Origin of the sequence: Rhodococcus sp. OK302 (genome assembly GCF_002245895.1) — a bacterium.
Taxonomy (GTDB): domain Bacteria; phylum Actinomycetota; class Actinomycetes; order Mycobacteriales; family Mycobacteriaceae; genus Rhodococcus_F.
On sequence record NZ_NPJZ01000001.1, the window covers coordinates 4274566 to 4298625 of the forward strand.

Consider the following 24060-nt stretch of genomic DNA (forward strand, 5'->3'; position numbering starts at 1 on the left):
CAGCTATCACTGCTGGCCGATTCCGCTGAATCACTTGTTGTTTCCTCTCATGACAAATCAAAGGTCGGCCGCGTGCCTACTCACCAAGTGCCAGCACTAGCTCTGCTGAAGTAGTGGGCACGCGGCCGCGAGTTTTGTATCCGTTGACAGATGGAACCCGATTTCTGGAAACGACTATTGTGTCTGCTGCAGCAGGCACAGTCCGTCGACGGCGACGGGTCCGTCGGCCGTGATGATCAGCGGATTGATATCGAGCGAATCGATCGATTCTCGTCCTCGTGCGGCCAGGTCGCCGGCAGCGCAGAGAATTTCCGCGAGACGTTCGCGGTCCCAGGCCGGCGCACCGCGAAATCCGTCCATTATTCCGGTGTCGTCAACTTCGCCGACAAGCTCGTGAGCAACCCTGCGATCGAAGGGTGCCAGGCGCCCGCCGACCTTCTTCATTATCTCCACGAAAACGCCGCCGAGACCGAAAACAGTCAATGGTCCAAGCTCGGACGCCCCTTGCAGGCCGATGAAAATCTCGCCGTGGCCGGAGATCATTTCTTGCACCGCAACGGTTGTCGGCAGATCATCGCGGCGCGCGATCTCCCGCAACTCGGCTGCCACCGTCTGCACGTCATTCTCCGCCACGTTCACCCGCACCGCATCGTGCTCTGTTCGGTGCGCAACATCGGCCAACTTCACGACGTAGGGGCCCGCGAATGGGACGGACTCGATGGCTCCGTCGAAAACGGCCCAGCGTGCAACTGGGATGCCGGCCTCGGTCAGCAGTCGCATGGTGGCACCGAAGGACAACATGCGCCCTTCCGCGACCTCCAGGACTTCTTCATCTCGTATCTGCAGGACAGGCACATCAGTGGCCGATACAGCACGTGGCCCCTGGTGGCGTGACCTGACAAAATTGCCCATGGTTTGCAACCCGCGTAGGCATCCCAACAACCCGTTCCCGACCCCGACACCGTCTCTCCGTAGGTCGCCCAACCACTGGCCCCCGATTCCCGCAAGAGGCGCCAGGAGGAACGGCTTACCCGGCCAAAGCTGCGCACGCTCGGCGAATTCCTCGGCTCGCTGGCGACCATTTGTATCCCAGTCCGCGTGCTGACTTGTGTAGAGCAGCGCGTCGACCTCCGGATCGGCCGCATATCGATCGACAATGGACTCCCACAGGCCTGGAACCGAACCGACGAATCCGGTGGCGTCCAGCGGATTAGCGAGCGGCTTTCCGGGAATGTTCTCATCGATGAAGGGCTGAAGTTGCTCGAGCGCCGGGATATCGATGCCTGTATCTTCTGCCAAATCACTTGCGAGCTGGGCAAACCCGCCGGTGGCCGTAAGTACAGCCAGACCACGGACCTCAGTCCAACGCTGCGGGGCCAGTTGTTCGAGAAACTGGACCCGATCCACGAGCTCGTCGATCTCGTGAGCAAGCTCGATTCCGGCCTGGCGTAGTCCCACCTCGTAGACCCAGGCGTCACCGACAAGACTGCCGGTGTGCGACGCTGCCATCCGCTGGCCTCGCTCCGACCTACCCATCTTGATCGCGACGATCGGCTTACCCGCCTCGTGTGCACGGGCAGCGGCGGCAAAGAATGCTTCTGGTCGGCGGATCTTTTCCAGAGCAAGCGCGATCACCGTGGTTTGCTCGTCGTCGACCAAGAAATCCAGATAGTCAGCCAAATCCGTGACGGCCTCATTGCCCGCCGAAATGAGGAGATTCAGGCCGGCGCCGCCGGGTCGGCTTGCCGCCGCTGCGATGGCCTCGATCATGGCGCCGCTGTGTGTGACAGCGGAAAGTCCGCCCGGCCGGCGCCCGAAGGCTTCGAGCACGGTCAAGTCGACTTGGTCCGGCACGTTGATCATGCCAACTCCGTTGGGGCCCACCACGTGCATCCCCGCGCCGTTCGCGATGGCCGTTATTTGCTGCTGAAGCCTGGCACCGGTATCCCCGGCCTCGGCGAAACCGCCCGCAACAAGTACAACTCCTCCGGCGCCGATGGTCGCAGCCTGCTCGACGATGCCTACGGTGTGAGCGGCTGCCACGGCGCTGAAAACCGCGTCAACGGGGCGCCCGAGTTCGGCAACCGAAGGGACACATGGCTGCCCGAACAAGGTGTCATGTTTTGGATGAACGAAAAGTACTTCTGTCGCACCCTGCATCGTCCGATGCACGCTGTGGGCGAACGGCGAGGTCTCGGAGACCCCGACGAAGGCAACGGAGCGCGGCTTCAGGACCCTGTGAAGCGTCTTGTCTGCCGGGGTCGTGGCCGTAAGGTAATTATCGGTCTGCGTCACCGCTGTGCCTTCCTGATCTGCTATAAATCGCCTAATTGCATTCTGTTGCATGTAATTTCGCTAACCATGCGACGTAACGCCGCAATATTGAGCAGGTGTTCGTTTCGAGAATCGGAGCGCTGTCTGCCAGACGCGCAGCCAAAATGCCCTTGTTCTCGTTTGCCCGCCCGCGTTACACGCTTATCCCAAGCAGTCGTGTCTCCAGGTACTCGAGAAGTCCTTCTTGCGCACCTTCGCGACCGAGTCCGCTGTCGCCCACCCCTCCGAAGGGTGCTGCCGCCGAAGTGGGATTGATGTCGTTGACGCCAACCATGCCGAACTTCAGGCGCTCGGCTGTCCGCAGCACGCGACTGATGTCACGTGAGTAGATGTACGACGCGAGCCCGTAACTGGTGTCGTTGGCCATCGCAATAACGTCGTCTTCGTCGCCGAAGGCGATCACCGGAGCAATCGGACCGAAGGTTTCCTCGCGGTAGATCAGCATGTCGGGTGTCACCCCGGACAGCACTGTCGGCGCGTAGAAGTTGCCCGCGGCCAATTCGCCCTCGGTCAGACGGTGGCCACCGAGTCGCACTTTCGCGCCGTGGTTCACGGCGTCCGACACGTGCCGTTCCATCCGCTCCACGGCAGCTTCGTTGATGAGGGGGCCAACCGAAACGCCTTCTTGCAGACCGTGACCGACGGTCATCCGACCAAGCCTGGACGTCAATACCTCACAGAACTCGTCAACGATGGACGAATGTACGAAGTACCGATTGGGAACGATGCACGCTTGGCCGGTGTTGAGCATCTTGATTGCTGCTGCGCCCTTTGCTGCATGCACAGGATCCGCATCGCCGAACACGATGAACGGTGCGTGCCCGCCAAGCTCGAGCGAAATGCGCTTCAGCGAACGACCGGCGCCCTCGGCCAATGTCCGGCCGACCGCCGTCGAACCGGTGAATGTCACCTTCGCAACTTTGTCGTTGCTCGTGAATTCCTCTCCAACCATTCGCGGGTCGGATGTCGTCACCAGGTTCATCACACCCGGGGGGACGCCGGCTTCTTCCAAGATCCGGAATACCTCCACCGCACAGAGCGGCGTCGCCTCGGCCGGCTTGAGTACAACGGTGCATCCCGCCGCGAGAGCGGGCGCGACTTTGCGGGTGATCATGGAGATCGGATAGTTCCACGGAGTTACAGCGCCCACCACCCCGACGGGCTGGTGCTGCACCACGAAACGCTGATCGGGACGGGCCGACGGGATGGTCCGACCGTAGATTCGCTTGGCTTCCTCGGCAAACCAGATGAGAAAGTCAGCGGCGTACTGGACTTCGGTCCTCGCGGCACGAAGCGGTTTACCCTGCTCCGTTGTCATCAACACCGCCAATTCGTCCGCGCGCTCCAACATCAGATGGTGTGCACGATAGAGAATGGCGGAGCGTTCGTAGGCGGTGCGCGCGCTCCACGCGTCGAGGGCATCATGAGCTGCGTCGATCGCCGAGCGAACTTCGTCAACACTTGCGTCCGCAACATTTGCAATCGACCGTCCGCTAGAGGGGTCGGTCACCGTGAAAGTTCGCTCTGTCCGAGCGGGACTCCACGTTCCGTTGATGAAGATCGACGTGACCACAGGTACTTCGGTCACTATGGGAGCTAATACGGATCCGGCGGCATGTACTTCGGTCACAGTGAACCCCTAGGAGAGCTGATGGATGAATTTTTCGTGGTCGTGAAAGATCAATCTCGCGCACGTGCGTAAGCCAATTGCAGTTTCAATTCGACTGGGCCGCAGCGTGAGTGTCAGTCGCAGTGGACTCGATACAGCTGTGTGCCATTGCAGCGTCCGTTGGTAGCCCGAAACTCTGAGCGGTACGTATTCGTCGAGACACAAAGCTCAGAATAAATTTGATGTTTCGATAATAATCGAACGTATTGCGGTTCTGTCAAGGTGCGGAGCCATATTTTCCGAAAATAGATTGATGATCTTCAAATTAATTACGTCAGACGACGCCGCGTCGCCTCTGCCGCTCGATCACTCCGAGTGCCGTCCTGCACGTCGATGTGTCCCAACGCCCGAAACCCTCAGCCGAGGGTTGCATTTTCGCTCGGAATTCCGATGCTCTCGAAACGCTCCATCCTCAGTTGACACCTCAACCCGTCTTCCAGGGCCATCAATCTCCGAAGCTCCGCCGCTATCGCGGCACCCACCCGCACGCTGAAGAAATCCGGTTCCGTCGCCGCATCCGGATACTCCGGCACGATCACGTCGACCAAGCCGACCTTGCGAAGGTTGCCGGAGTTGATACGTTGGCGCGCTGCCATTTCCGGCGCGTGTGTGACGTCGTGGAACAAAATCGCACTGGCACCCTCCGGAGGTAGAGGAGACAACCATCCGTGTTGGGCGGCTATGACGGCATCAGCCGGTAGCAGCGCCACCGCAGCACCGCCGGTCCCTTGTCCGAGTAGTACCGATACGGTCGGCACATCCAGAGCGATCAAATCGGAGATACAGCGCGCGATTTCGCCAGCAAGGCCGCCCTCTTCGGCTGCCTTGCTCAGCGCTGCGCCTGGCGTATCGATTACCGACACCAGGGGTAGCTGGAGATCTTTGGCGAGTTTCATGCCACGGCGTGCCTCACGTAGGGCGGCCGGACCCAACGGCGTCGACGTAGTTTGACCGCGTCGGTCCTGCCCAAGCAGCACACACGAAACATCACCGAAGCGAACCAGGGCAAGCAACAGCGCCGGGTCCTTCTCGCCTTGACCGGTCCCGTTGAGAGCCAATGACTCCGTAGCGGCGTACTCGAGTAGTTCTCGCACACCGGGTCGCTCAGCCGCTCGCGACGCAACCACCGACTCCCAGGCGTCACCATCGTCATCCGGAACGGGCGCACCGATGTCGTCGCCTGCAGGCTCAATCCGAGCAGTCCTCGGCAACGAGATGATCGACAACGCGCGGGCGATGAGTTGGCTCAACTCCTGCGGCGGAACAACGGCATCGACCAGTCCGTTCCGGAACAAGTTTTCGGCCACCTGCACATCCGCCGGAAAGGACTCACCGTAGAGGGATTCGTACACGCGGGGTCCGAGGAACCCAAGCAGCGCTCCAGGTTCGGCGAACGTGATATGTCCGAGCGAGGCCCAAGAGGCGAAGACCCCACCGGTAGTGGGATGACGTAGATACACCAGATACGGCAGATGTGCGGCCTTGTGTTGGTTGACAGCGGCAGTAATCCGAATCATCTGAAGGAAGGCCGTGGTGCCCTCTTGCATTCGGGTGCCACCTGAGGCCGGCAGCGCGACTAGTGGAAGACGAGCTGCAGTTGCGCGGCGGATTGCCGCGACAATCCGCTCACCCGCCGCAACACCGATCGAGCCGCCCATGAAACCGAACTCACCGAATATCAGTGCAATCTGCTTGCCCTGCACGGTGGCCTGACCAGTCGTGACAGACTCATCCGTTCCCGTTGTTGCACGGGCACGGCCTAATTCGGCCACATAGTCGTCATCCGCGACGGTGTCCCGTGGGGATTCGTCCCAGCACCGCCACGATCCCGGATCGATGACCAGATCCCTCATCTCCGCGGCGCTCCGACGCATCATCGGCCGACCTCGGTTCGCCGATGCTTCGTACTCACAGTGTTGGGATCGCCAGTAGCAGAAGGGCATTGCCAGATATCAGGCGCCGCCCAGGTGATCGCATGCGTCTCGCACATCAGTGCACTCCATTCGTTGGTGGTTGGTTGGCTAGTTGTTCGTCATGAGCAAAGTGTCGAAGACCGACGTTGCACATATTCGGCCGCTGGATTCTCACACCCGCGGCGATTCGGCAATTACCCACTACACGTTGGTATTCGACGGATCGCACTCCCGAGACTCGGCCGGCACGTCCGGCGCCGGCCCGTCCCCGGCAGGCCGAATATTGCGCCTGCTCGACAGCGCGATCATCACGATGGCCGCCGTCAGGGCACAACCACCGAGTACGAACAGACTCGAGGAAAGCTGGGCGGCTCCGCCCACGACACTGATCAGGATCGGCCCGAAGACAAGACCTAGGTTGCCGCAGAAATTGACGAATCCGCTGACAACGCCGGACGAGTTTCGTGAGAAATTGTCGATGACCCACGCCCACCAGGACCCGAGTCCGGCATAGAGCCCTGCCACAGCAACGTAAAGGAGAAGCAACTCCACACTGAATCCTCCGTGGATGTATCCCCCCGCGAGCAGCGCGGCACCACCGATCAGCAGAGGGACAGCAGCATGCCATCCCCGACCCCACGGGGTCTTGTCGGACAGCAAAGAATTCAGCAGCATCGCGATAACGGCAATGACGAACGGTGCGATCGATACAAGTCCGACCGTTGCGACGCTTATGCCTGACGCCTGCGCAATCATACTCGGCATCCAGAGGGCCATGCCGTAGAAGGCAGATTGCCAAAGAAGGAAGATGCCGCCGAGGATCCATGCCATCGGACGCCGAAAAACGCCTCCAACAAACGGTCCAGTCGCCGATTCGGACAGCCGGCCGGCCAGAATATAGTTACGCTCCGCTTCCGAGAGTCGCCGATCCGTCTCGGGAGAATCTGCACCGAAGACTGCGAACAGGATGGCCATCACGAAAGCAGCCAGTCCGAGACTGATGAACATCCAGTACCAGGTAACCGCCTGGGTCAGTATTCCGCTGCACAGGCTCGCGATTACCGCGGCCAGAGGGATCGAGATCATGGTGAAGGTGGCCGCCCGCCCACGCTCCCGCATCGGGTACCAGTTCGCTACGATCACCGCGAAAGTCGGCCACAATGCGCCCCCAACGAGGCCCATAGCGAATCGAATGGATACGAGCGCACCGTAATTCGGAACGATGACACAAAGAATGGCGCACAGGCCCCAGATCGCCAAGGACGCAAGTATTACGCGTTTCGGTCCAAATCTGGTCGCCAGGATGCCGCCGGGAATTTGGGTGATGACGTAGCCCCAGAAGAATGCACTGAGCAGAACACCGGCCGCTGCCGCGGTGATCTGCAAGTCCGTTGAGATCAGCGGAGTCACAATCGGAAAACTGGACTGGTCGACGAACGTGATGAGATAGATCAGGAACAGCATGACGCCAATTCGGTACCAGCGCGCACGCCCGACCTGGGTCTGCGCCCGAGTTGCAGTAGTAGCCATGGAAAGTGCCTCATATTCAGAAGTAAGGAGGATGAATTCGCAACTTTCGGTGTCCGACGCAGACCTGTATCACGTAGTCGCCCGGACAGGACGTTCTTCCACTACCGATTGGCAGATGCGGATGCCCGAGCGATCGGATCCCCAACCGCTTCGAACAGCATCTACCTATTCGTGGATGTTTTAGCTGCGGAACACATTTCAGTAATCCCGCATATGCAATGATGTGCTGGCGTTGCTGAATGCGCCAGGCTCGCGATCATCGTTCACACAACCTCAGAATTCGGGTTCATTCTCAGCTGCGCCCCGCGCAACATCCAGTGACGTGACACCGGCCCGCGAAAGCCGGTCACGGCTGGCGGGCCCGTCGAACAGACTGATCGAAGTGGCCCCGAGACTATGCAGAATTGCTGCGAGCGCGCCGTCGTCGGCCTCTGTCCAAGCGTGTCCAGTCGGCACCGGAGCGCCGCGACCATGGGGGCGTCTCAGGTAGACGAGCAAACCTCCGTCGACCGCGATTCGCTCGGTGGCCTCGGCGAGTTCGCGCCCACAGAAACACGAGTCCGACCCGAAGATATCGCCCATCGTGCACTCCGCATGTACCGACACAACAGGACGCGACGGTGTACCCGGACCGCGCAACACTATGTGCTCGGCGCCGGTGACCGCGTCGACGAAGCCCACGACCTCGAGGGCACTGCGGACGGCGTGCCACGGTAGGCCGAGAGCGCGGGTGACACGGCCGCGAATACCGTCACCGACAAACAGACGGTGCGTGACGAGATCAGCGACATCAACGATCGGATGATCGTGACTGTCACCGAGATCCGCCATGTCGAGCTCACGGACGAGTTCACCGTCGTCACGTACAAGTTGCCCGGTGAGGGCGACCGGCGGAAGGCCGGCCAAGCGGCAAAGGTCCACTGCAGCTTCGACACGCCCCGGATTGACCGTGACGCCCCCGTTGGAAGCGACGACGGGCATGAGATGTCCGGGTCGGGTGAAGTCGGCGGGTGTGGAACCCGGATCAGCAAGCACCCGCGCGGTCCGAGCCCGGTCGAGTGCGCTTATGCCCGTAGTGATCCCAACCGCCGCGTCGATCGAGACAGTGTGCGTCCTGGTTGCGGGGTTGTCTCCACCTCGCACCATCAGAGGCAGGTCGAGGGCCTCGGCCAGATCTGCGGGCAGCGGGGCGTACAAAAAGCCGGACGACCACCGAACTGCCCAGGCTGTCCACGCAGTATCTGCAAGCGCGGCGGGCAGGACAACGTCGTATCCTCCACCGGAACCGGACTCCGCGCGCAAAAGGACGGGTCGGCCGGCCTGCAACGCCGACACAGCCGATTGGATTGCGGATCTGCCTTGCCAGGCATGGCTGCGAGGCAGGGCCGGCGTCAGGGACATCACACTGCCTCAACCGCAAGTGCCCGAAAACTACTGCCGTGGAAGACCAATGGTGCGATGTCCGGATGGTCCTGCATCGCTTCAACCCGAAGCAGAACCACATCATGGTCCCCAGCCCGCACGATCTCGTGGATGGTGCACTCGAGCCACGCAACTGCCCCATGCAGGAGCACCGCGCCACCGTCGGTGACCGTATAGGACGTATCCGCGAACCGGTCGTCCCCAGACTTGGATGCGAGCCGGCGGCAGGTAAGCCCTTGGTCGCTTCCGAGCACGGACAGACCGAGTCGGGGGCGGTCGACAAGTAGCGGCCATGTCGTCGACGTGTCCTGCACACACACCGACACCAGAGGTGGGTCTACCGAGACCGAGACGAAGGAGCTCGCTGCGAAACCCACCGGGGAACCGTCGCGCAGTGCACAGACAGCTGTCACCCCACTCGGGAAGGTGCCGTAGACGGCGCGTAGTGCCATCGGTTCGGAAGGGTTCGGGATGATCAAGGGAAAACCTCCAGCATTTCAGGGATCTCGCCGGCCGCGTAACTGCCTGCGAGCTGGACGCGTCGCTGGGACGGCGACCGCTGCCCATCCGCTCGACGATCGATCAAGACCGGCGAGCGGATGAGCATTGAACGGCGCGGAGTCGGGCCGGCAGTGAATCTCGGTCGGGCCGCAAAATGTCCAAGCCTGCCAGCCTGATCACGGTGGACCTACCTCCGCTTTGGGTCCCAGTGACATCACATTCGCATTCGTAATGAGAACGGTCACAACGGTTCCAGTCAGTTATGAAAAGACGCTCTCGCAACTTTCCTGCCGACCGAAGTCCGCACTAGCTCGTCGGGACAGCCCCGGCCAGCGTGGTGCGCTCCGCGGCATCATCTGCGATTGCCTTGTCCTGCGCCGCGCGGAATTCCGCACCGAACGCTTTTCGACCCGAGTACAGGCGATCCCACGACGACAGCAGCGGCGCCGAGGTGCCTTGAAACTCGGGAATGACGTACTGGGCGAACAGTTCCAACGACTTCTTCGTTGCTGCCTGATTCGCCCAGTCGCTCCCGGCAAGCAGCAGTGTTCCGAATCCGCCCGACTGCTTCTCGAGGCGGCTGACAAGTTCGATGGCCATCTCGGGTGTTCCCACCACTCCCGCGCCGCTCGTATTCAAGTTGTCAACCATTTCTTCATGGGTCGTCGCGGCAAGCACCTGTTCGATATCCATGCCTTCAGCGGCGAAGGGGCCGGTCGAACCGAACTTCGCCATCGGAACCATGCCGTGACGTACATCCTCGTACGCCTGTTCCTTCGTTTCGGCGATGTGAATCGGGGCCATCACGCGCCAGTTGTCCCTACTCACCGACTGTCCGGATTCCTTAGCCCGTTCCTCCATCAGGCGCCAGGTTTCTCCGACAAACGAGAAGCCACCGTTCGGATCGGTCGCGGCAATCGACAGCAGTCCGAATCCGTACCGGCCGGCGAGCTTGACACCCGATGGTGAGCGGACTGAAGCAACTGCAATCTCCACTTCGCGGCCCTTGTACGGCAGGACCTGCAGACGAGCGTCCTGCAGTGTGAACCAATCGGTCTCCATGTCGACGGTCTCGCCTTTGATCAACCTGCTGATCGCGTCCAAGCCTTCTTCCATCATGCGACGCTGATTATTCGGCTCGATACCCATCATGTGCGCGTCGGTTACGAGCGCACCTGGACCGGCACCAAAAATGAAACGTCCACGAGTAATGTTGTCCAACAGTGTAATACGTCCAGCTGCCACCAGAGGATGGTGATAGGGCACAGAGGTGACGCCGGTACCGAAACGGATGTCACTCGTGCGCTGCGCTGCTGCCGCGATGAGGAGGTCCGGAGCAGAAACAATCTCGAACCCGCCGGAATGGTGTTCACCGATCCACGCTTCGTCGTATCCGAGTCGGTCCATATGCTCGATGATGTCGAGGTCGTGTGCGAGCGATACCGATGGGCTCTTCCCCGGAATGTGGTACGGAGACATGAAGATACCGAACTTCATTGCAGTTTTCCTATCCTTGAATGATTGGGTGTCGTTTTCTGAGACTTGAGCCATTGGGCAGTGGCGGCGATGTCAATGCATCGAACGTCCACCGTTGACATGAAGGATTTGCCCTGTGACATAGCGTGCGCGGTCCGAACCGAGGAAAACGATTGCCTCGGCGATCTCCTCGGGACGCCCGAGTCGCGCCATCGGGATCAAGGCCATCATCTGCGGATCGGTGTCCGAGTCGACCTTGCCGTCGGCGAGCGTGCCTCCGGGACCGATACAGTTCACTCGAATCGAAGGAGCGAGTTCTGCCGCAATCACACGGGAGAACGAAATGACCCCACCTTTACTCGCCGAGTAAGCAGAGAGTCCGGGATACGGGATGCGGGCCGCGCCTGAAATAACGTTGACGATCGCCGCACCCTCTTGTTCGCTCAGCACCGGCGCCCAGGCGCGGCACATGAAGAAGGTTCCGTCGAGGTTTACCGCCAGCGTGCGCCGCCAGACATCATCCGGAGTCTCCGTCATCAACGAGTTCGGGTAAATACCAGCGACATTGGCGAGTACATCAACCTTGCCGACGGCCTCCATCACCCGTTCTTTCATGCTCTCGACGCTTGCTGACGACGAAACGTCGACATCGACAGCGAAGTGGGTAACTCCGTGCGACTCCAGGGTTTCGAGAGCCGCCTTGGCTGCGTCACCGTTCAGATCTGCGACGACAACTTGTGCACCGCGCGATGCATAGATTTGCGCAGTCGCCAGGCCGATGCCCTGGGCACCGCCGGTCACGATGACCGTTTTTCCCGCAAGTTCTAGATTCATATGCCCTCCGAGGTAACTGTTGTGATGGCAGGGGATAACAGTGGGCCGCGCAGAACGCGCGACCGAAGACGGTTGCGACGCGCCGGCCCCACTCCCACATCTTCCGAATGAACCAGATGTCAGGTCGGAATTTTCGAAGCAAGTGCCGTCACGGTCGATGCCGTTGGCTGTGCGACGAGATCAACGCAGGGAAGTCGGGTCCTGTCGCGAATGCAAACTGTCGGACTCGGTGGCTTTCTAGCACTAGCACCACCCCCGCTACTCGAAGCTTCGATGATCTTCTAATGATTTGCATCACAAGTCAAGGTTTTAGTTTGATGAAGACCCAAAAAGCGCCGTCCGAGTTCACATTCGCCCCATTTTGTGGCGCACGTCATGCTACAGTTTTGCATCAATCGAACTATTGAGAGGCTGATGCAATGACTGATCTGTTGGTGGACAAACTCAAGGACACGACCGTATTCACGCTGAACCGTCCGGACGCGATGAACGCGTTGAACGGCACGATCATGTCGGAACTCGAGGAGGGCCTGCGAGAGTTCAACGCTGACGACGGCCAACGAGTGGCCATCATTACCGGCGCCGGCACCAGAGCATTCAGCGCTGGCGGAGACCTGAAGGCCATGGCTTCAGGACCGGCGAAGAATGCAGTCCCGCTCTCTCCCCAACCGGACATCGCAGGTGTGGCCGCAAGCGAGAAGCCAGTGATCGCCGCGGTCAACGGCTTGGCCGTCGCGGGCGGGCTCGAGTTAGCGATCTGTGCGGACATCAGAATCGCCGCCGATACGGCATGGTTCGGTGTTTTCGAAGTCAAGCGAGGATTTCTGGCCGGTGTGGCCGCCAACGTCCTGCCGCGGCTAATGCCCTTCGGAGCTGCGATGGATCTGATGTTGACCGGTGAACGTCTTTCCGCCGAGGATGCGCTTCGTCTCGGACTGATACAGAAGGTTGTTCCTTCCGAGAAGCTCATCGACACAGCACTCGAAAAAGCTGCCGCCATCGCATCACATTCTCAGGTTGCAGTCCGGGGCACCAAGCAAGTCCTACGCTACTGGCGTGACGTACAGCTGGCCGAGCAGCAGAAGTACTACGAGTCGGTCATGCAGCGAGTGCTACTCGCCGGCGACTTCGTCGAAGGCGCTCACGCTTTCGCCGAGAAGCGCGAGCCTACTTTCGCGAACGGCTGGCCTGACCCGTTCACGAACCGGTAGTTGGACTGCAGTAAGGACTGACCTCGAACCCCGCGGCAGACGCTTCGCCGCAATCTTATTGCGGCGAAGCGTCTGCTTTGGGCGCGAACAAGATCGGTGCAGCAAGTGTGGGTTCCCGCGTGAGCCATTCTGGCAGCATCGCGGCCAATGTTGCGCCCAAGTCGTCGTCTCGCCCAGCCTCTTGCAGCGATTCCAGCAGAATGGCAAGGATGCCTCCCACCAAGAACGACGCGGCCTTCCCCGCGTCCAGGCTGCCGGGCTTGCCGGGCGACCGATGGATCGCCTCAGTGAGTTGGTCCACCAGCGTTGTCTTCAACTCGGCCAGTGCCGGCAGATGTGTATCGGAGACTAGAACTGCGGAACACAGGCGGCGATGCTGCCCGAGATGGGCAAACAGATCTTCGAAGGTAACCGAGGCAGATGTTCCGTCCTGACGATTCACATCGAGACTCTCCCCCGGCTCGAATTCGTCCAAGATGGACCGGAGCGCTGCGACTCCCACTTCCTCGATACCCGTGAAGTGCGCATAGAACGAACTGCGACTCACCCCGGCCTCACGGACGAGTTCGGCGACCGTCGGCATCTTGTCTGCTTCCAGCGACCGTTCGAAGGCCTCCAAAAGTTGTCGACGAGTTCGCATCGAGCGCGGATCCATCGGATCTCCCCCCGCATGAAAACTGCAGGTGGAATGCCAGTCAAGCCCATGAGGTCACCTCCTTGTCCCATAAACACTAACAGCTGGCACTGGACAGTTGTCCGTTAGCGTTTCTCGAAACCATCGCAGTGCGAAGCGCGTCTCGATGCCAACGACGACGCTCGATCCACCCTTCTCAAAATGAGGACGCACCGGTGGAGAAGCCTGGGCGAGCGAGACCTGCGCCCTCCACTCCCAACATCATTGACCCGATGGACCCTGGAACCTGTTGTCTCCGAGTGCATCAGCCTTCGTCGGGAGTAGTGGGACACGTGACAGCCAATTCGAGCCCTCCAACCTCAGGCATAGACGGGATGCGAAAGTCGTTGACCATCATCGAGTTTCACTCGATTCCCGCGCAGTACATCCCGGGAATGGAGGCTTGCATTTTCCTGAGGCCGGCGCGGTACATGCCCTTGACAGACCTCAAGAATATTTAGATGATTGCAAATGCATCTAAATATGGATGCGGATCCTACTTCACTTCTGGCGGTTCCGCGAAGATCGTGATGGCCGTCATATTCCAAAACCGGAAGGTTTCACATGACTGGAAGAGTTCAGGGCAAAGTCGCATTCATCACGGGCGCTGCTCGAGGGCAAGGACGTAGTCACGCCGTACGTCTAGCCGAAGAAGGTGCAGACATCATCGCAATCGACATCTGCAGCCCCATGGATTCAGTCGACTATCCGCTGGCGACACCCGACGATTTGGCCGAAACAGTGCGGTTGGTCGAGGCCCTCGGCCGGCGCATCGTTGCCACTCAGGCCGACGTGCGCGATTTCAACGCGGTAGAGGCGGCCGTGAACGAGGGGGTTGCGCAACTCGGACGACTCGATATCGTCGCCGCCAACTCCGGAATCTTCAGTGCTGCCCGTATGGAAGACCTCGAGGAAAATGCCTGGCGAGAAATCATCGACGTAAATCTCACGGGGGCATGGCACACAGCCAAAGCTACGATCCCACATCTCCGCGAGTCCGGCGGCGGTGCGATTGTCATTACCAGCTCGGTTGCAGGATTGAGAGGCGCACAAAACGCCGGTGCCTACGTTGCATCGAAGCATGGCGTGGTCGGGCTAATGCGCAGCCTCGCACTCGAACTCGCCCAGGATCATATCCGCGTCAACACTGTTCACCCAGCCATGGTTGACACACCGATCATTCAGAATCCCTACATGTACGAGGTATACGCTCCTGATTTGACCCCAGAGGAACGGACAATGGAGACGATGGCCGACAGGTTTGCCATGTCCCATGCGCTTCCATTGCCGTGGCTGGAATCCGTGGATATCTCCAACGCCGTACTGTTCCTTGCCTCAGATGAAGGGCGCTACGTCACCGGCGTTGCAATGCCAGTCGACGCTGGTTGCATGTTGAAATAGCGCAACCGGTCCGTGAAGATCGGAAGACAAGATTCGCGTATCGAGTCAATAAATTCTCAACCTCTCCGCCACCAGTAGGCCAATAGTCCCCAGGTGAGTGCCGCAGAATGCGCCAGATTTGCGGCACTCACCGGAGCAGAAGCTGATCAACGGAGAGACTGACCTGCTACGTCTGACTGCCATCGCCTTCACGATGAGTCCAGAACATCTCCCGATAGCAAAGCAGGCCGAGTATCGGCACCGCACGCAGACTTGGAAGTTTCTCATGCGAATGCTCATCATTCACGCTGTAATCGCGTGCACCAGACTGATCACACCCCGTCCAACGGCGGCTGTAATTCAACAAGTCTTCACGGATATCGCTATCGCACAAGCAAATTCGAGATGGATGGACATTGTTGCGGGCACAGAAGAAGAGCCGTCACACGCACAGTCGTTCACTGAATGACGAATTAGCCGGGATACGTTGAGGCCCACAGGCCGGGTCTGCACCGTGTGGTGCGCCCGGCGGTGCAGCCATAGCCCACGTACCTGAACTGTACGAACTACCGCTTACCAGGTAGTAACGACCGGAACATGCTCCGCGCCAACGGCTATCGGATGATCCGTGCGATCTGTCTCCGTCTGCCCGTGTACCCTGCCCGAAGCCGCGGGAAACTTCAGTACGCCGTCATCAGCCGGCGAGATATCCGGAGCAAGTACCGAAACTGCCTCGATCAGTGCGTGCAACGCTTCGGGGCGAAGCGTGTAGAAGTTGTTGCGACCTTCTTTACGGAGGTACATGAGACCCGCCTGTATAAGGATCTTCGTGTGGTACGAAATTGTGGGCTTGGATACGTTCAATGTGTGTTCGAGTGTGCTGCACGGAAGCTCGTCAACGGCGCACAGTTGGCGAACGATGCTCCAGCGGACCGGGTCTCCGAGAGCACGGAGCAGGTCCATCGGACCGACCTCAGCCAGTGAGTCGACTGACGCACCCGCATCGGACATGGAATCGGTTCGATCGTGTGACCACTCCATTGCACCCAACATGAGTCAATCATAAACCACAACATGTCGTTAACTATGAAACAGATCAAATTAGTGACGACCGTAACTCGGCGCCACTGTCTCTCCTGCCCTATTCTGCCGGGATCGTCGACCACACATACTCGGCCGACTCCCCCGACTCGCGTCGGGCACTGCCCCCGCTAGTCGCCGGTGAACACCGGGCGTCGTCGTTCTTGACTCGCTGCGATCCCCTCGTGCAGATCCGCCGTGGCCATCGTCACGGGTTGCGCCAGAGACTCCCAGGTCACCGCAGCCGCCAGCCCGGCACGTCCCTGTTCGAGTCCCATCTTGGTCAGCTTGGTCGGAATGGGCGCCGCCGAGGCAATTGTGCGCGCCACATCAATCGAATAGCTGAGTACGTCGTCGTGCACTCCGGTCACCAAACCCCATCCGAGAGCCTCGTCCGCCCCGACATCGCGTCCGCTATAGAGCATTTCCCGCGCTCGCGCGGCACCGATGACCTCCGGCAAAAGCGCCGTAATTCCCATCCCCCCATGCGTGCCCAGATAGTTGAAAGGCGTCTTGAACACTGCACTGTTATTTGCATAACGCAGATCGCAAGCAAGGGCGAGGCAGACTCCGGCGCCGACTGCCGGCCCGTTAACCGCGGCAATCACAGGAAACGGCAGCTCCCGCGGCGCTAGCCACGCGCGGTAGAAGGGTCTCATCTTGCCCTGGAGACGGTCGGGCGTGCGTGCGGTCGCAGGCGCCTCATCGAGCCATGACAAATCCGCCCCCGAGCAGAATGACGTACCACCACCTGTCACCACCAACGCTCGTACGTCGCGATCGCTTTCCATGTCAGAGAGCGCTTCGGACCAGGCCGAAGTCATCTCTTCCGTCATCGCGTTTCGCAGACGAGGCAAATTGAGAGTCAACAGCCGAACATGGGGCGCTGGCTCGCTGAGGAGCACGGTCTGCGATTGATCCGATTGCGTCATCGGTTGCTCCTAGTACATAACTCACAGGGTCGCTCACGAGCCTGAATACGAGACATAGACGTGCGATTGTTCAAAAACTATCACACGATCGCACCGACCCTGCCGGGATGACAAGGCTGAGGAAACGGGTGCCGAACACCAAGAAACTCAGGTCGAGACGACGTGACTTTCCCGCCTACCCGGTACCACCTATCTGGACGATTCTCCGACGAGAGCGTCGAATACCTTGGGATCCACCAGCGTTGAGGTGTCTCCGAGGTCGCGGCCTTCCGCGATATCACGCAGGAGTCGACGCATGATCTTGCCGGACCGGGTCTTCGGAAGCTCGGGAACGATAGTGATCTGACGGGGCTTGGCGATGGGGCTGATGTCCTTGGACACCTGTGCCTTGAGTTCCGCGATCAGGATTTCTCCGGTGTTTTCGACGCCTTCGCGCAGGATCACGTAGGCGACGATGCCCTGGCCGGTGGTCTCGTCGGCTGCTCCGACGACGGCGGCTTCGGCCACACCGTGATGGTTGACCAGTGCCGATTCCACCTCGGAGGTGGAGATGCGGTGGCCGGAGACGTTCATGACGTCGTCGACGCGGCCGAGAACCCAGAGGTCGCCGTCGTCGTCGTACTTGGCGCCGTCACCGGCGAAGTACCAGCCTTCTTCGGCGTAGCGGGACCAGTAGGTGTCCTTGAAGCGTTCCATGTCGCCCCAGATGCCGCGCAGCATCGCCGGCCACGGCTGGTCGAGCACGAGGTAGCCGTTTCCGCCGGCGCCGAGGATCTTTGCGTCGTCGTCGACGATTTTCGCGGAGATACCCGGTAGTGGTGCCATCGCGGATCCGGGCTTGGTGGCGGTGATTCCGGGCAGCGGCGAGATCATGATCGCGCCGGTTTCGGTCTGCCACCAGGTGTCGACGATGGGCGCCTTGCCGCCGCCGATGACGTCGCGGAACCAGCGCCACGCTTCGGGGTTGATGGGTTCGCCGACGGAGCCGAGGAGGCGGATCGAGGTCAGGTCGTGGGCGTCGGGAATCTCGCGCCCCCACTTCATGAATGTGCGCACGAGGGTGGGGGCGGTGTAGTAGATGGAGACGTCGTACTTTTCGATGATCTCGAAGTGGCGGTGCTCGTTCGGGGAGTTCGGGGTGCCTTCGTAGACGACCTGGGTGACGCCGTTCGAGAGTGGGCCGTAGACGATGTAGGAGTGTCCGGTGACCCAGCCGATGTCGGCGGTGCACCAGTAAACGTCTTGTCCGGCTTTGTGATCGAAGACGTTGTGGTGGGTGTACGACGCCTGGGTGAGGTAGCCGCCGGAGGTGTGGATGATGCCCTTGGGCTTACCGGTGGTGCCGGAGGTGTAGAGGATGAACAGGGGATGCTCGGCGTCGAACGGCTGAGCTTCGTGTTCGGGGGAAGCTGTAGCGACGGTTTCGTGCCACCACAGGTCGCGGCCTTGCGTCCAGGCGACGTCGATGCCGGTCCTGTTGACTACCAACACGTTTTGGACGGATTGCGCGCCGTCGACGGATTCGTCGACGGCTTCCTTGATGGGGGCTGCAGATCCGCGGCGCCATTGGCCGTCGACGGTGACGACGAGTTTGGCTTGTGCGTCGTCGATGCGTGAGCGTAGGGCGGTGGCGGAGAATCCGGCGAAGACGACGGAGTGGGTCAGTCCGAGGCGGGCGCAGGCGAGCATCGTGACTATCGCTTCGGGGATCATCGGCATGTAGATGGCAACGCGGTCACCGGCGACGAGTCCGAGGTCGGTGAATGTGTTTGCGGCGCGGCTGACTTCGGCGAGCAGGTCGTTGTAGGTGAGGTCGCGGCTGTCGCCGGGTTCGCCTTCGAAGTGGATTGCGACGCGGTCGCCGTTGCCGGCGAGGACGTGGCGGTCGACGCAGTTGTAGGCGACGTTGAGTTTGCCGCCGACAAACCATTTGGCTACGGGTGCGTCGGTCCAGTCGAGGACGTCGGTCCATTTTTCGTGCCAGTGCAGACGTTCGGCTTGGTCGGCCCAGAAGCCGAGGCGGTCGGTGTCGGCGGCAGCTTGGAGTTCCGGTCCGGCGTTGGCGGCCGCGGCAAATTCTGCGCTGGGCGGGTACGCCTGCGGGACGTCTGATGCATTCGGCGAGACGGTCATGTCAATCTCGTTCCTTCCTACTGGCGTGGAGCAGTACATCGTTGGACCCGACGTCAGCGGATCAGAAGCCGTGCGCAACTGCGCCGTACAAGTGCCGCTACGACTCGAATCCCGCCGGCATCACGACATCACCGGCGGGATTCCCCTGAAAACGGTTACAGGTCCGCGATTACCCGGCAGCGATCCGCCAGAGTGCGGCGGGTCACCCCGATATCGAGACTCATGCGGTCGTGTCCGTGGATTACACCAGGAAGAACCTGCAATTCACATGAGATTCCCACCTCGTACAGACGGCGCGCGTAGGCAATCGATTCTTCCCTGAAGATGTCGAGTTCACCCACTTCGATATAGGTAGGAGGAAGACCGGCAAAGTCCTCGAGACGTGCCGGCGCGGCGATCGGTGAGACCCTGTCGCTTCCGAAGTCCGCTCCGAGTACCGCCCTCCACGAGGTCCAGTTGTTGTCATGGGTCCATGCGACGGCACCCTCGAGGATCGGATCCGGTTCGGTATTGCGGTCATCGAGCATCGGGTAGATGAGGATTTGCTTCGCAATCGGTACGCCTCTGTCGCGAGCAAGAATCACGGTTCCTGCGGCGACGCCGCCGCCGCCGCTATCGCCCATGACTGCAATGCGAGCAGGATCCACTCCTAGTTCATCGGCGTGGTCGACAAGCCACTGAAGACCGGTGAATCCGTCTTCCGCGAGCGCCGTGCCCGTTTGCTCGGGAGCCAGTCGGTAATCGACAAGCAGCAGTGGAACATTCGACTCCTGCACGTAGTAGCGAACGATTCCGTCGTAGTGGTCGAGTTTGCCGGAGATCATCCCTCCGCCGTGCAAGTACACGACTGCTGGACGGTCGGTCGTCGTCCCGGTATCGGTGCTGTAGAAACGTAATTCAATTTCTGAGCCGTCAGGCGTCGGGGCGAAGTGCGAACTTACGGAGACGCCGGTTGAGGGAGGGGAAGGAACGGCCGCCATCCCAGTTTCGAGCACGGCCCGAAGCCCCAACGCGTCGCCCCGCTCGGGGATTGTCATCGCGCCGTTCGCCATGGCTTCCGAAGCAAGTGCAGCGCAGACTGCGGCCAGTTCAGGATCCATCATGTTCATCGTTGACATCGTCGTCCTATCAAGCTCGTGTTGGGTTGGGATCAGCGCCCCTCAACCAGACACTAACGGACAACTGTACGATTGTCACCACTAATGGACAGTTGTTTGACTACGGCAGTTCCTGATCGTTCCCTCGGGACTTCGGTGCGCTGACTTGCAGAGCGGCGCGCGGCTTTTGCATGCACGGAACCTGTAGCGCCCTCCCCGAGCGGTTCCGTAGATTTGCGCCATCGGCACGTAGTCTCACCCCTCCGAGTGCCGAAACTACCGGCAGCCACCGGGCAGAGATATCCTGAGAATATCGTTGACAAGGTGGCATACGTCACACCTGCTTCGATGACACGAAGAGGGTGAAGTGCGCAGAAGCCGATGGCCGATCAGAAATCCGTTCGAGACGCGGGGTGACATGGTCCCCGACGTCAGCATTGAACTAAGTGCCGCGGGATTCGACAACGCCCGCGAGATCGAGCATGACGATTTCAGTGCGGTCTATCGGTGCTATCAAACCTCACTCAATCGCACAGTGGCAGTCACGGTCCTCCTCTCCAACCTGGACGTCGGCGACCAGAAGCGCTTCCTCCGGAAACAACAGGCAATGGGCCGACTCGCCGGGCACCCCCACATCGTCACCGTCCTACAGGCCGACGTCACCGAAAGCGGGCACCCATTCCTTGTGACGCGAGACCTCTTGCATAGCTCCCTTGAGGCTCGACTCCGCCAACAAGGCCCGCTGTCCCTGGAAGACACATTGAGGCTAGGGGTAAAACTGGCCGGCGCACTCGAAGCGGCGCACCGACTCGGGATCGTGCACCGCGATGTAAAGCCCGCGAACGTCCTATTCACGGACTACGACGAGCCTGCACTCGCCGCCTTCGAGATCGCCTACACTGCAAGCAGTTTCGAGACAACGACTGGGGCGCCGATTGCGTCGTCCACATTCACCGCACCCGAGGTCCTCGCGGGCAAATCTCCGAGCCCCGCGTCTGACATCTACGGTCTCGCTGCCACTTTATATTGCGCCGTGACCGGTCACTCAGTATTCGAACGCCCCACCGATGAGCACTTGTCCATGACAATCGCCACGCAGCCCATTCCAGACCCGCGCAGGCAGGGCATCGCCGACGCCTTGTGCGCGGCGATCGAGCGTGCAACGTCCGCAAATCCGGACGACAGACAGCCCACAGCAGCCACACTCGGCGAGGCGATTCGCGATCTCCAACTGCGCCAAGATATCCCGGCCGACGACAGGGCCGTACCTGCACAATCTGAACCACCCTCGGAACCGCAACGAAGTCGCCCGAGAATCCATCCGTACACCCCCCATAACCCCAGCGGGACACTTCCACTCGAACTAACCAGTTTCGTCGGCCGCCGCAACGAACTCTCAGAACTGAAAGTATTGCTGAATTCATCGCGACTGGTGACGTTGACAGGGATCGGCGGCGTCGGGAAAACGCGACTGGCATTGCGGGCAGCGGCAAACGCGAAGCAGAACTTCAGCAACGGCGTCTGGCTCGTAGAACTCGGTGAACTGTCGGACGAGTCACTGCTCGTCGACGTCGTCGTGGCGGCGCTCGGACTGCGGGACCAGTCGGCCCTGTCTCCGAACACTCTCCTCCTCAATTTCCTCGCCAATCGCGAGGTGCTGCTACTCCTCGACAACTGCGAACAGGTGGTGGACGCGGCAGCTTCCCTGTCGGAGACGCTACTTCGGTCCTGCCCCGGCGTGCGTATTCTCGCGACGAGCCGAGAGGCGTTCGGAATCGGCGCCGAATCGGTCATGCGAGTTCCACCCCTCACTGTTCCTGATCCCGACTGTGAACCGTCACTTCGTGGACTTCCCCGATACGACGCGGTGACATTGTTCGTCGAACGCGCTGCCTCTGCGGTCCCCCACTTCGAACTCACCGATGACAACCGCAGTGTGGTCACACAGATCTGCAACCGATTAGACGGATTGCCCCTCCCGATCGAGTTGGCGGCAGCGCAGCTACGCGCCATGTCGCCCGAGCAGATCTTGCAGCGACTCGACGACCGGTACTCCCTGCTCACACGCGGCAACCGGAGTGCGCCGTCGAGGCAGCGAACCCTTCGACTGTGCATCGACTGGAGCCATGACCTGTGCACACCACAAGAACAGTTGGTGTGGGCACGACTGTCGGTGTTCGCCGGCAGTGTCGGACTCGATGCGGCGGAAGGAGTCTGCGGTACAGGGATGAATCCCGACGACGTGCTCGAAACGTTGATTTCCCTGGTCGACAAGTCAATCCTCGTACGGGAGGAATCGAATGGCACGGTTCGATTCCGGCTGCTCGAAACCCTCCGTGACTACGGCCGGGAACAACTGCAGCGGCGCGATGAGTTTCTGGAACTCCGTCGCATGCACCGAGATTGGTATCAGCAACTCGCACTTGACGCCGAATCCGAGTGGATAAGCGCACGGCAGCTCCAGTGGATCGCGCGCCTCGAGCAAGAGCAGCCGAATTTCCGTGAGGCACTGGAGTTCTGCATGTCCGACAGCCCGGACGCCGGGCTACGCATCTCGGCCGCTCTCTTACCGTTTTGGAGTTCGCGTGGGCCGTTCACTGAGGCACGGCACTGGCTGGACCGACTCCTGGCGCGCCAACCAGGGCAGGTAACGGCCGAGCGAGCCATAGCGTTCTACTCGAGCAGTGTGCTTGCCGAGGTTCAAGGCGATATTGATGCGGGCGCCGAACGGGCTGAGGAAGGGCGCGGGCTCGCGGCGCGGATCGCCGACCCACGGGCTCATGCCTACATCGCGCACTCCGACGGGATCTTGGCGGTGTTCGGCGGTGACATCCCCCGGGCATGTGCACGCCTGGAACAAGCCCTTGAATTATTTGGCCCGGGAGACGACGCGCCACAGATTGGCATTTTGCACATGCTCGGAATCGCGTATGAGCAGGGGGGCGAAATACGGAAGGCAATCGAATGCTACGAACGTGTGCTCGCTGTCACCGAGTCACGCGGAGAGTCCGTATACCGGTCATACGTACTGTGGTCGATGGCAGTTGCGATGTGGCGTCAGGGCGACCGGTCCCGGACGATACAGCTGCTCGAGCATTCTCTGCAGCTGTGCCGACAGGTGAAAGACCGCCTCATGGCCCCGACGTGCTTTGAGGCACTGGCCTGGATCGCGGCCAGTGAGAACGACCCACGTCGTGCCGTGATTCTGATGGCCGCGGGCGAGGAGCTTGTGCGAGAAGTCGGCAGTGTCACGATCATGTTTCCCGCCCTCTTCGTCCACCACGAGGAGTCCGACCGGGCATGCCACCAGGCACTTGGTCAGCGCGAATTCGACGCCGCCCGACGGAAGGGCCGGTCGCTGGGCTTCGACGCTGCCATCGCATATGCCCTGCGTGAGGAGCTCCCGGAGGCACCACCCAGTCATGCGTCGGCGACTCCGACGAGACGAGAACAGGAAGTCGCCGAACTGGTGGCCGAGGGCATGACCAATAAGGAGATTGCCGCCCGACTCGTGATCTCGCCGCGAACCGCGCAAGGACATGTCGAGCACCTTCTCACCAAACTCGGATTCACATCCCGCGCCCAGATCGCGGCATGGGTGGTGGAGCAGACGCGAAACGAATCGCTGTGACGATAATAGTCACAATCCACTGCAGGAGAACATGATCCGTCTTCATTCCCGTCCATCTCGGCCTCGGAGCCGGCCACCACTCAGGTCAGCTACCGCTTACAGCTCGCAGGATGACGACCGTTGGGGCGCTCCGTACCCTCAGCGGGCAATGCGGTTGCGTCGCCTCGGGGGCAGGTTGGACCAACTCATGAACGGATCGTTCGCGGGGCTTGCACGCCGGACATCGCTACTACCGTGAGACACG

At 60.6% G+C, this 24060-nt stretch carries 16 protein-coding genes; 3 read left to right on the forward strand and 13 right to left on the reverse strand.

Going from position 1 to position 24060, the window contains the following annotated elements; all coding sequences use genetic code 11:
• Positions 1 to 174: 174 nt before the first annotated feature.
• The 8 genes from BDB13_RS19650 to BDB13_RS19685 form a co-directional block, all read right to left on the reverse strand.
• A complete protein-coding gene (locus BDB13_RS19650) occupies positions 175 to 2295 on the reverse strand; it encodes an acetate--CoA ligase family protein (protein WP_176459631.1) in 2121 nt (706 codons plus the stop codon).
• A 172-nt stretch (positions 2296 to 2467) separates the two neighbouring features.
• Positions 2468 to 3964, reverse strand: coding sequence for an NAD-dependent succinate-semialdehyde dehydrogenase (locus BDB13_RS19655; RefSeq protein WP_254922885.1), 1497 nt, complete (start codon positions 3962 to 3964; stop codon positions 2468 to 2470).
• 395 nt (positions 3965 to 4359) lie between these two features.
• Positions 4360 to 5880, reverse strand: coding sequence for a carboxyl transferase domain-containing protein (locus BDB13_RS19660; protein WP_094273203.1), 1521 nt, complete (start codon positions 5878 to 5880; stop codon positions 4360 to 4362).
• Between the two features lie 237 nt (positions 5881 to 6117).
• Positions 6118 to 7446, reverse strand: coding sequence for an MFS transporter (locus BDB13_RS19665; protein ID WP_094273205.1), 1329 nt, complete (start codon positions 7444 to 7446; stop codon positions 6118 to 6120).
• A gap of 273 nt (positions 7447 to 7719) precedes the next feature.
• Positions 7720 to 8847, reverse strand: coding sequence for a 3,4-dihydroxy-2-butanone-4-phosphate synthase (locus tag BDB13_RS19670; protein ID WP_094273207.1), 1128 nt, complete (start codon positions 8845 to 8847; stop codon positions 7720 to 7722).
• Positions 8847 to 9320: a flavin reductase family protein gene (locus BDB13_RS19675; RefSeq protein ID WP_094273209.1), complete on the reverse strand. Its 474-nt coding sequence runs from the start codon at positions 9318 to 9320 to the stop codon at positions 8847 to 8849. Before BDB13_RS19675 ends, BDB13_RS19670 begins: the two co-directional genes overlap by 1 nt.
• Positions 9321 to 9675: 355 nt before the next feature.
• A complete protein-coding gene (locus BDB13_RS19680; RefSeq protein ID WP_094275043.1) occupies positions 9676 to 10866 on the reverse strand; it encodes an LLM class flavin-dependent oxidoreductase in 1191 nt (396 codons plus the stop codon).
• A 72-nt stretch (positions 10867 to 10938) separates the two neighbouring features.
• Positions 10939 to 11679 carry an SDR family NAD(P)-dependent oxidoreductase gene (locus BDB13_RS19685; RefSeq protein ID WP_094273211.1) on the reverse strand — a complete coding sequence of 247 codons (741 nt, stop codon included), beginning with the start codon at positions 11677 to 11679 and terminating at the stop codon, positions 10939 to 10941.
• Between the two features lie 419 nt (positions 11680 to 12098).
• On the opposite strand from BDB13_RS19685, the gene BDB13_RS19690 reads away from it, so the two are divergent.
• A complete protein-coding gene (locus BDB13_RS19690) occupies positions 12099 to 12890 on the forward strand; it encodes an enoyl-CoA hydratase/isomerase family protein (RefSeq protein ID WP_094273213.1) in 792 nt (263 codons plus the stop codon).
• 55 nt (positions 12891 to 12945) lie between these two features.
• Here BDB13_RS19690 and BDB13_RS19695 read toward each other — a convergent pair whose 3' ends face one another.
• On the reverse strand, positions 12946 to 13545 hold the full coding sequence (locus tag BDB13_RS19695; RefSeq protein WP_094273215.1) for a TetR/AcrR family transcriptional regulator: 600 nt from the start codon (positions 13543 to 13545) through the stop codon (positions 12946 to 12948).
• Between the two features lie 582 nt (positions 13546 to 14127).
• Here BDB13_RS19695 and BDB13_RS19700 point away from each other — a divergent pair.
• Positions 14128 to 14964 (forward strand): mycofactocin-coupled SDR family oxidoreductase, encoded by an 837-nt coding sequence (locus BDB13_RS19700; protein ID WP_094273217.1) that lies wholly within the window; start codon positions 14128 to 14130, stop codon positions 14962 to 14964.
• A 552-nt stretch (positions 14965 to 15516) separates the two neighbouring features.
• On the opposite strand, the gene BDB13_RS19710 is transcribed toward BDB13_RS19700, so the two are convergent.
• The 4 genes from BDB13_RS19710 to BDB13_RS19725 all read right to left on the reverse strand — a co-directional run bounded on the left by BDB13_RS19710 (position 15517) and on the right by BDB13_RS19725 (position 20206).
• Entirely contained in the window at positions 15517 to 15996 is a 480-nt protein-coding gene (locus BDB13_RS19710) for an ArsR/SmtB family transcription factor (protein WP_254922886.1), read from the reverse strand.
• Positions 15997 to 16154: 158 nt separating this feature from the next.
• Positions 16155 to 16955, reverse strand: coding sequence for an enoyl-CoA hydratase/isomerase family protein (locus BDB13_RS19715; RefSeq protein WP_094273221.1), 801 nt, complete (start codon positions 16953 to 16955; stop codon positions 16155 to 16157).
• Positions 16956 to 17144: 189 nt separating this feature from the next.
• Positions 17145 to 19088, reverse strand: coding sequence for an acetate--CoA ligase (acs, locus tag BDB13_RS19720; protein WP_094273223.1), 1944 nt, complete (start codon positions 19086 to 19088; stop codon positions 17145 to 17147).
• 155 nt (positions 19089 to 19243) lie between these two features.
• Complete coding sequence (locus BDB13_RS19725) at positions 19244 to 20206, reverse strand: alpha/beta hydrolase (protein ID WP_254922887.1); 963 nt, start codon at positions 20204 to 20206, stop codon at positions 19244 to 19246.
• A 397-nt stretch (positions 20207 to 20603) separates the two neighbouring features.
• Here BDB13_RS19725 and BDB13_RS19730 point away from each other — a divergent pair, with 397 nt between their 5' ends.
• Entirely contained in the window at positions 20604 to 23816 is a 3213-nt protein-coding gene (locus BDB13_RS19730; RefSeq protein ID WP_094273226.1) for a protein kinase domain-containing protein, read from the forward strand.
• The last annotated feature ends 244 nt before the right edge of the window (positions 23817 to 24060 follow it).

Excerpts from the sequence above, each read along its gene's own strand:
- acs (WP_094273223.1), bottom strand. The coding sequence starts at position 19,088 with ATGACCGTCTCGCCGAATGCATCAGACGTCCCGCAGGCGTACCCGCCC.
- BDB13_RS19695 (WP_094273215.1), bottom strand. The coding sequence starts at position 13,545 with ATGGATCCGCGCTCGATGCGAACTCGTCGACAACTTTTGGAGGCCTTC.
- BDB13_RS19670 (WP_094273207.1), bottom strand. The coding sequence starts at position 8,847 with ATGTCCCTGACGCCGGCCCTGCCTCGCAGCCATGCCTGGCAAGGCAGA.
- BDB13_RS19675 (WP_094273209.1), bottom strand. The coding sequence starts at position 9,320 with ATGGCACTACGCGCCGTCTACGGCACCTTCCCGAGTGGGGTGACAGCT.
- BDB13_RS19685 (WP_094273211.1), bottom strand. The coding sequence starts at position 11,679 with ATGAATCTAGAACTTGCGGGAAAAACGGTCATCGTGACCGGCGGTGCC.
- BDB13_RS19660 (WP_094273203.1), bottom strand. The coding sequence starts at position 5,880 with ATGATGCGTCGGAGCGCCGCGGAGATGAGGGATCTGGTCATCGATCCG.
- BDB13_RS19710 (WP_254922886.1), bottom strand. The coding sequence starts at position 15,996 with ATGTTGGGTGCAATGGAGTGGTCACACGATCGAACCGATTCCATGTCC.
- BDB13_RS19700 (WP_094273217.1), top strand. The coding sequence starts at position 14,128 with ATGACTGGAAGAGTTCAGGGCAAAGTCGCATTCATCACGGGCGCTGCT.
- BDB13_RS19725 (WP_254922887.1), bottom strand. The coding sequence starts at position 20,206 with ATGTCAACGATGAACATGATGGATCCTGAACTGGCCGCAGTCTGCGCT.
- BDB13_RS19680 (WP_094275043.1), bottom strand. The coding sequence starts at position 10,866 with ATGAAGTTCGGTATCTTCATGTCTCCGTACCACATTCCGGGGAAGAGC.
- BDB13_RS19730 (WP_094273226.1), top strand. The coding sequence starts at position 20,604 with ATGGTCCCCGACGTCAGCATTGAACTAAGTGCCGCGGGATTCGACAAC.
- BDB13_RS19715 (WP_094273221.1), bottom strand. The coding sequence starts at position 16,955 with ATGACGCAATCGGATCAATCGCAGACCGTGCTCCTCAGCGAGCCAGCG.
- BDB13_RS19690 (WP_094273213.1), top strand. The coding sequence starts at position 12,099 with ATGACTGATCTGTTGGTGGACAAACTCAAGGACACGACCGTATTCACG.
- BDB13_RS19665 (WP_094273205.1), bottom strand. The coding sequence starts at position 7,446 with ATGGCTACTACTGCAACTCGGGCGCAGACCCAGGTCGGGCGTGCGCGC.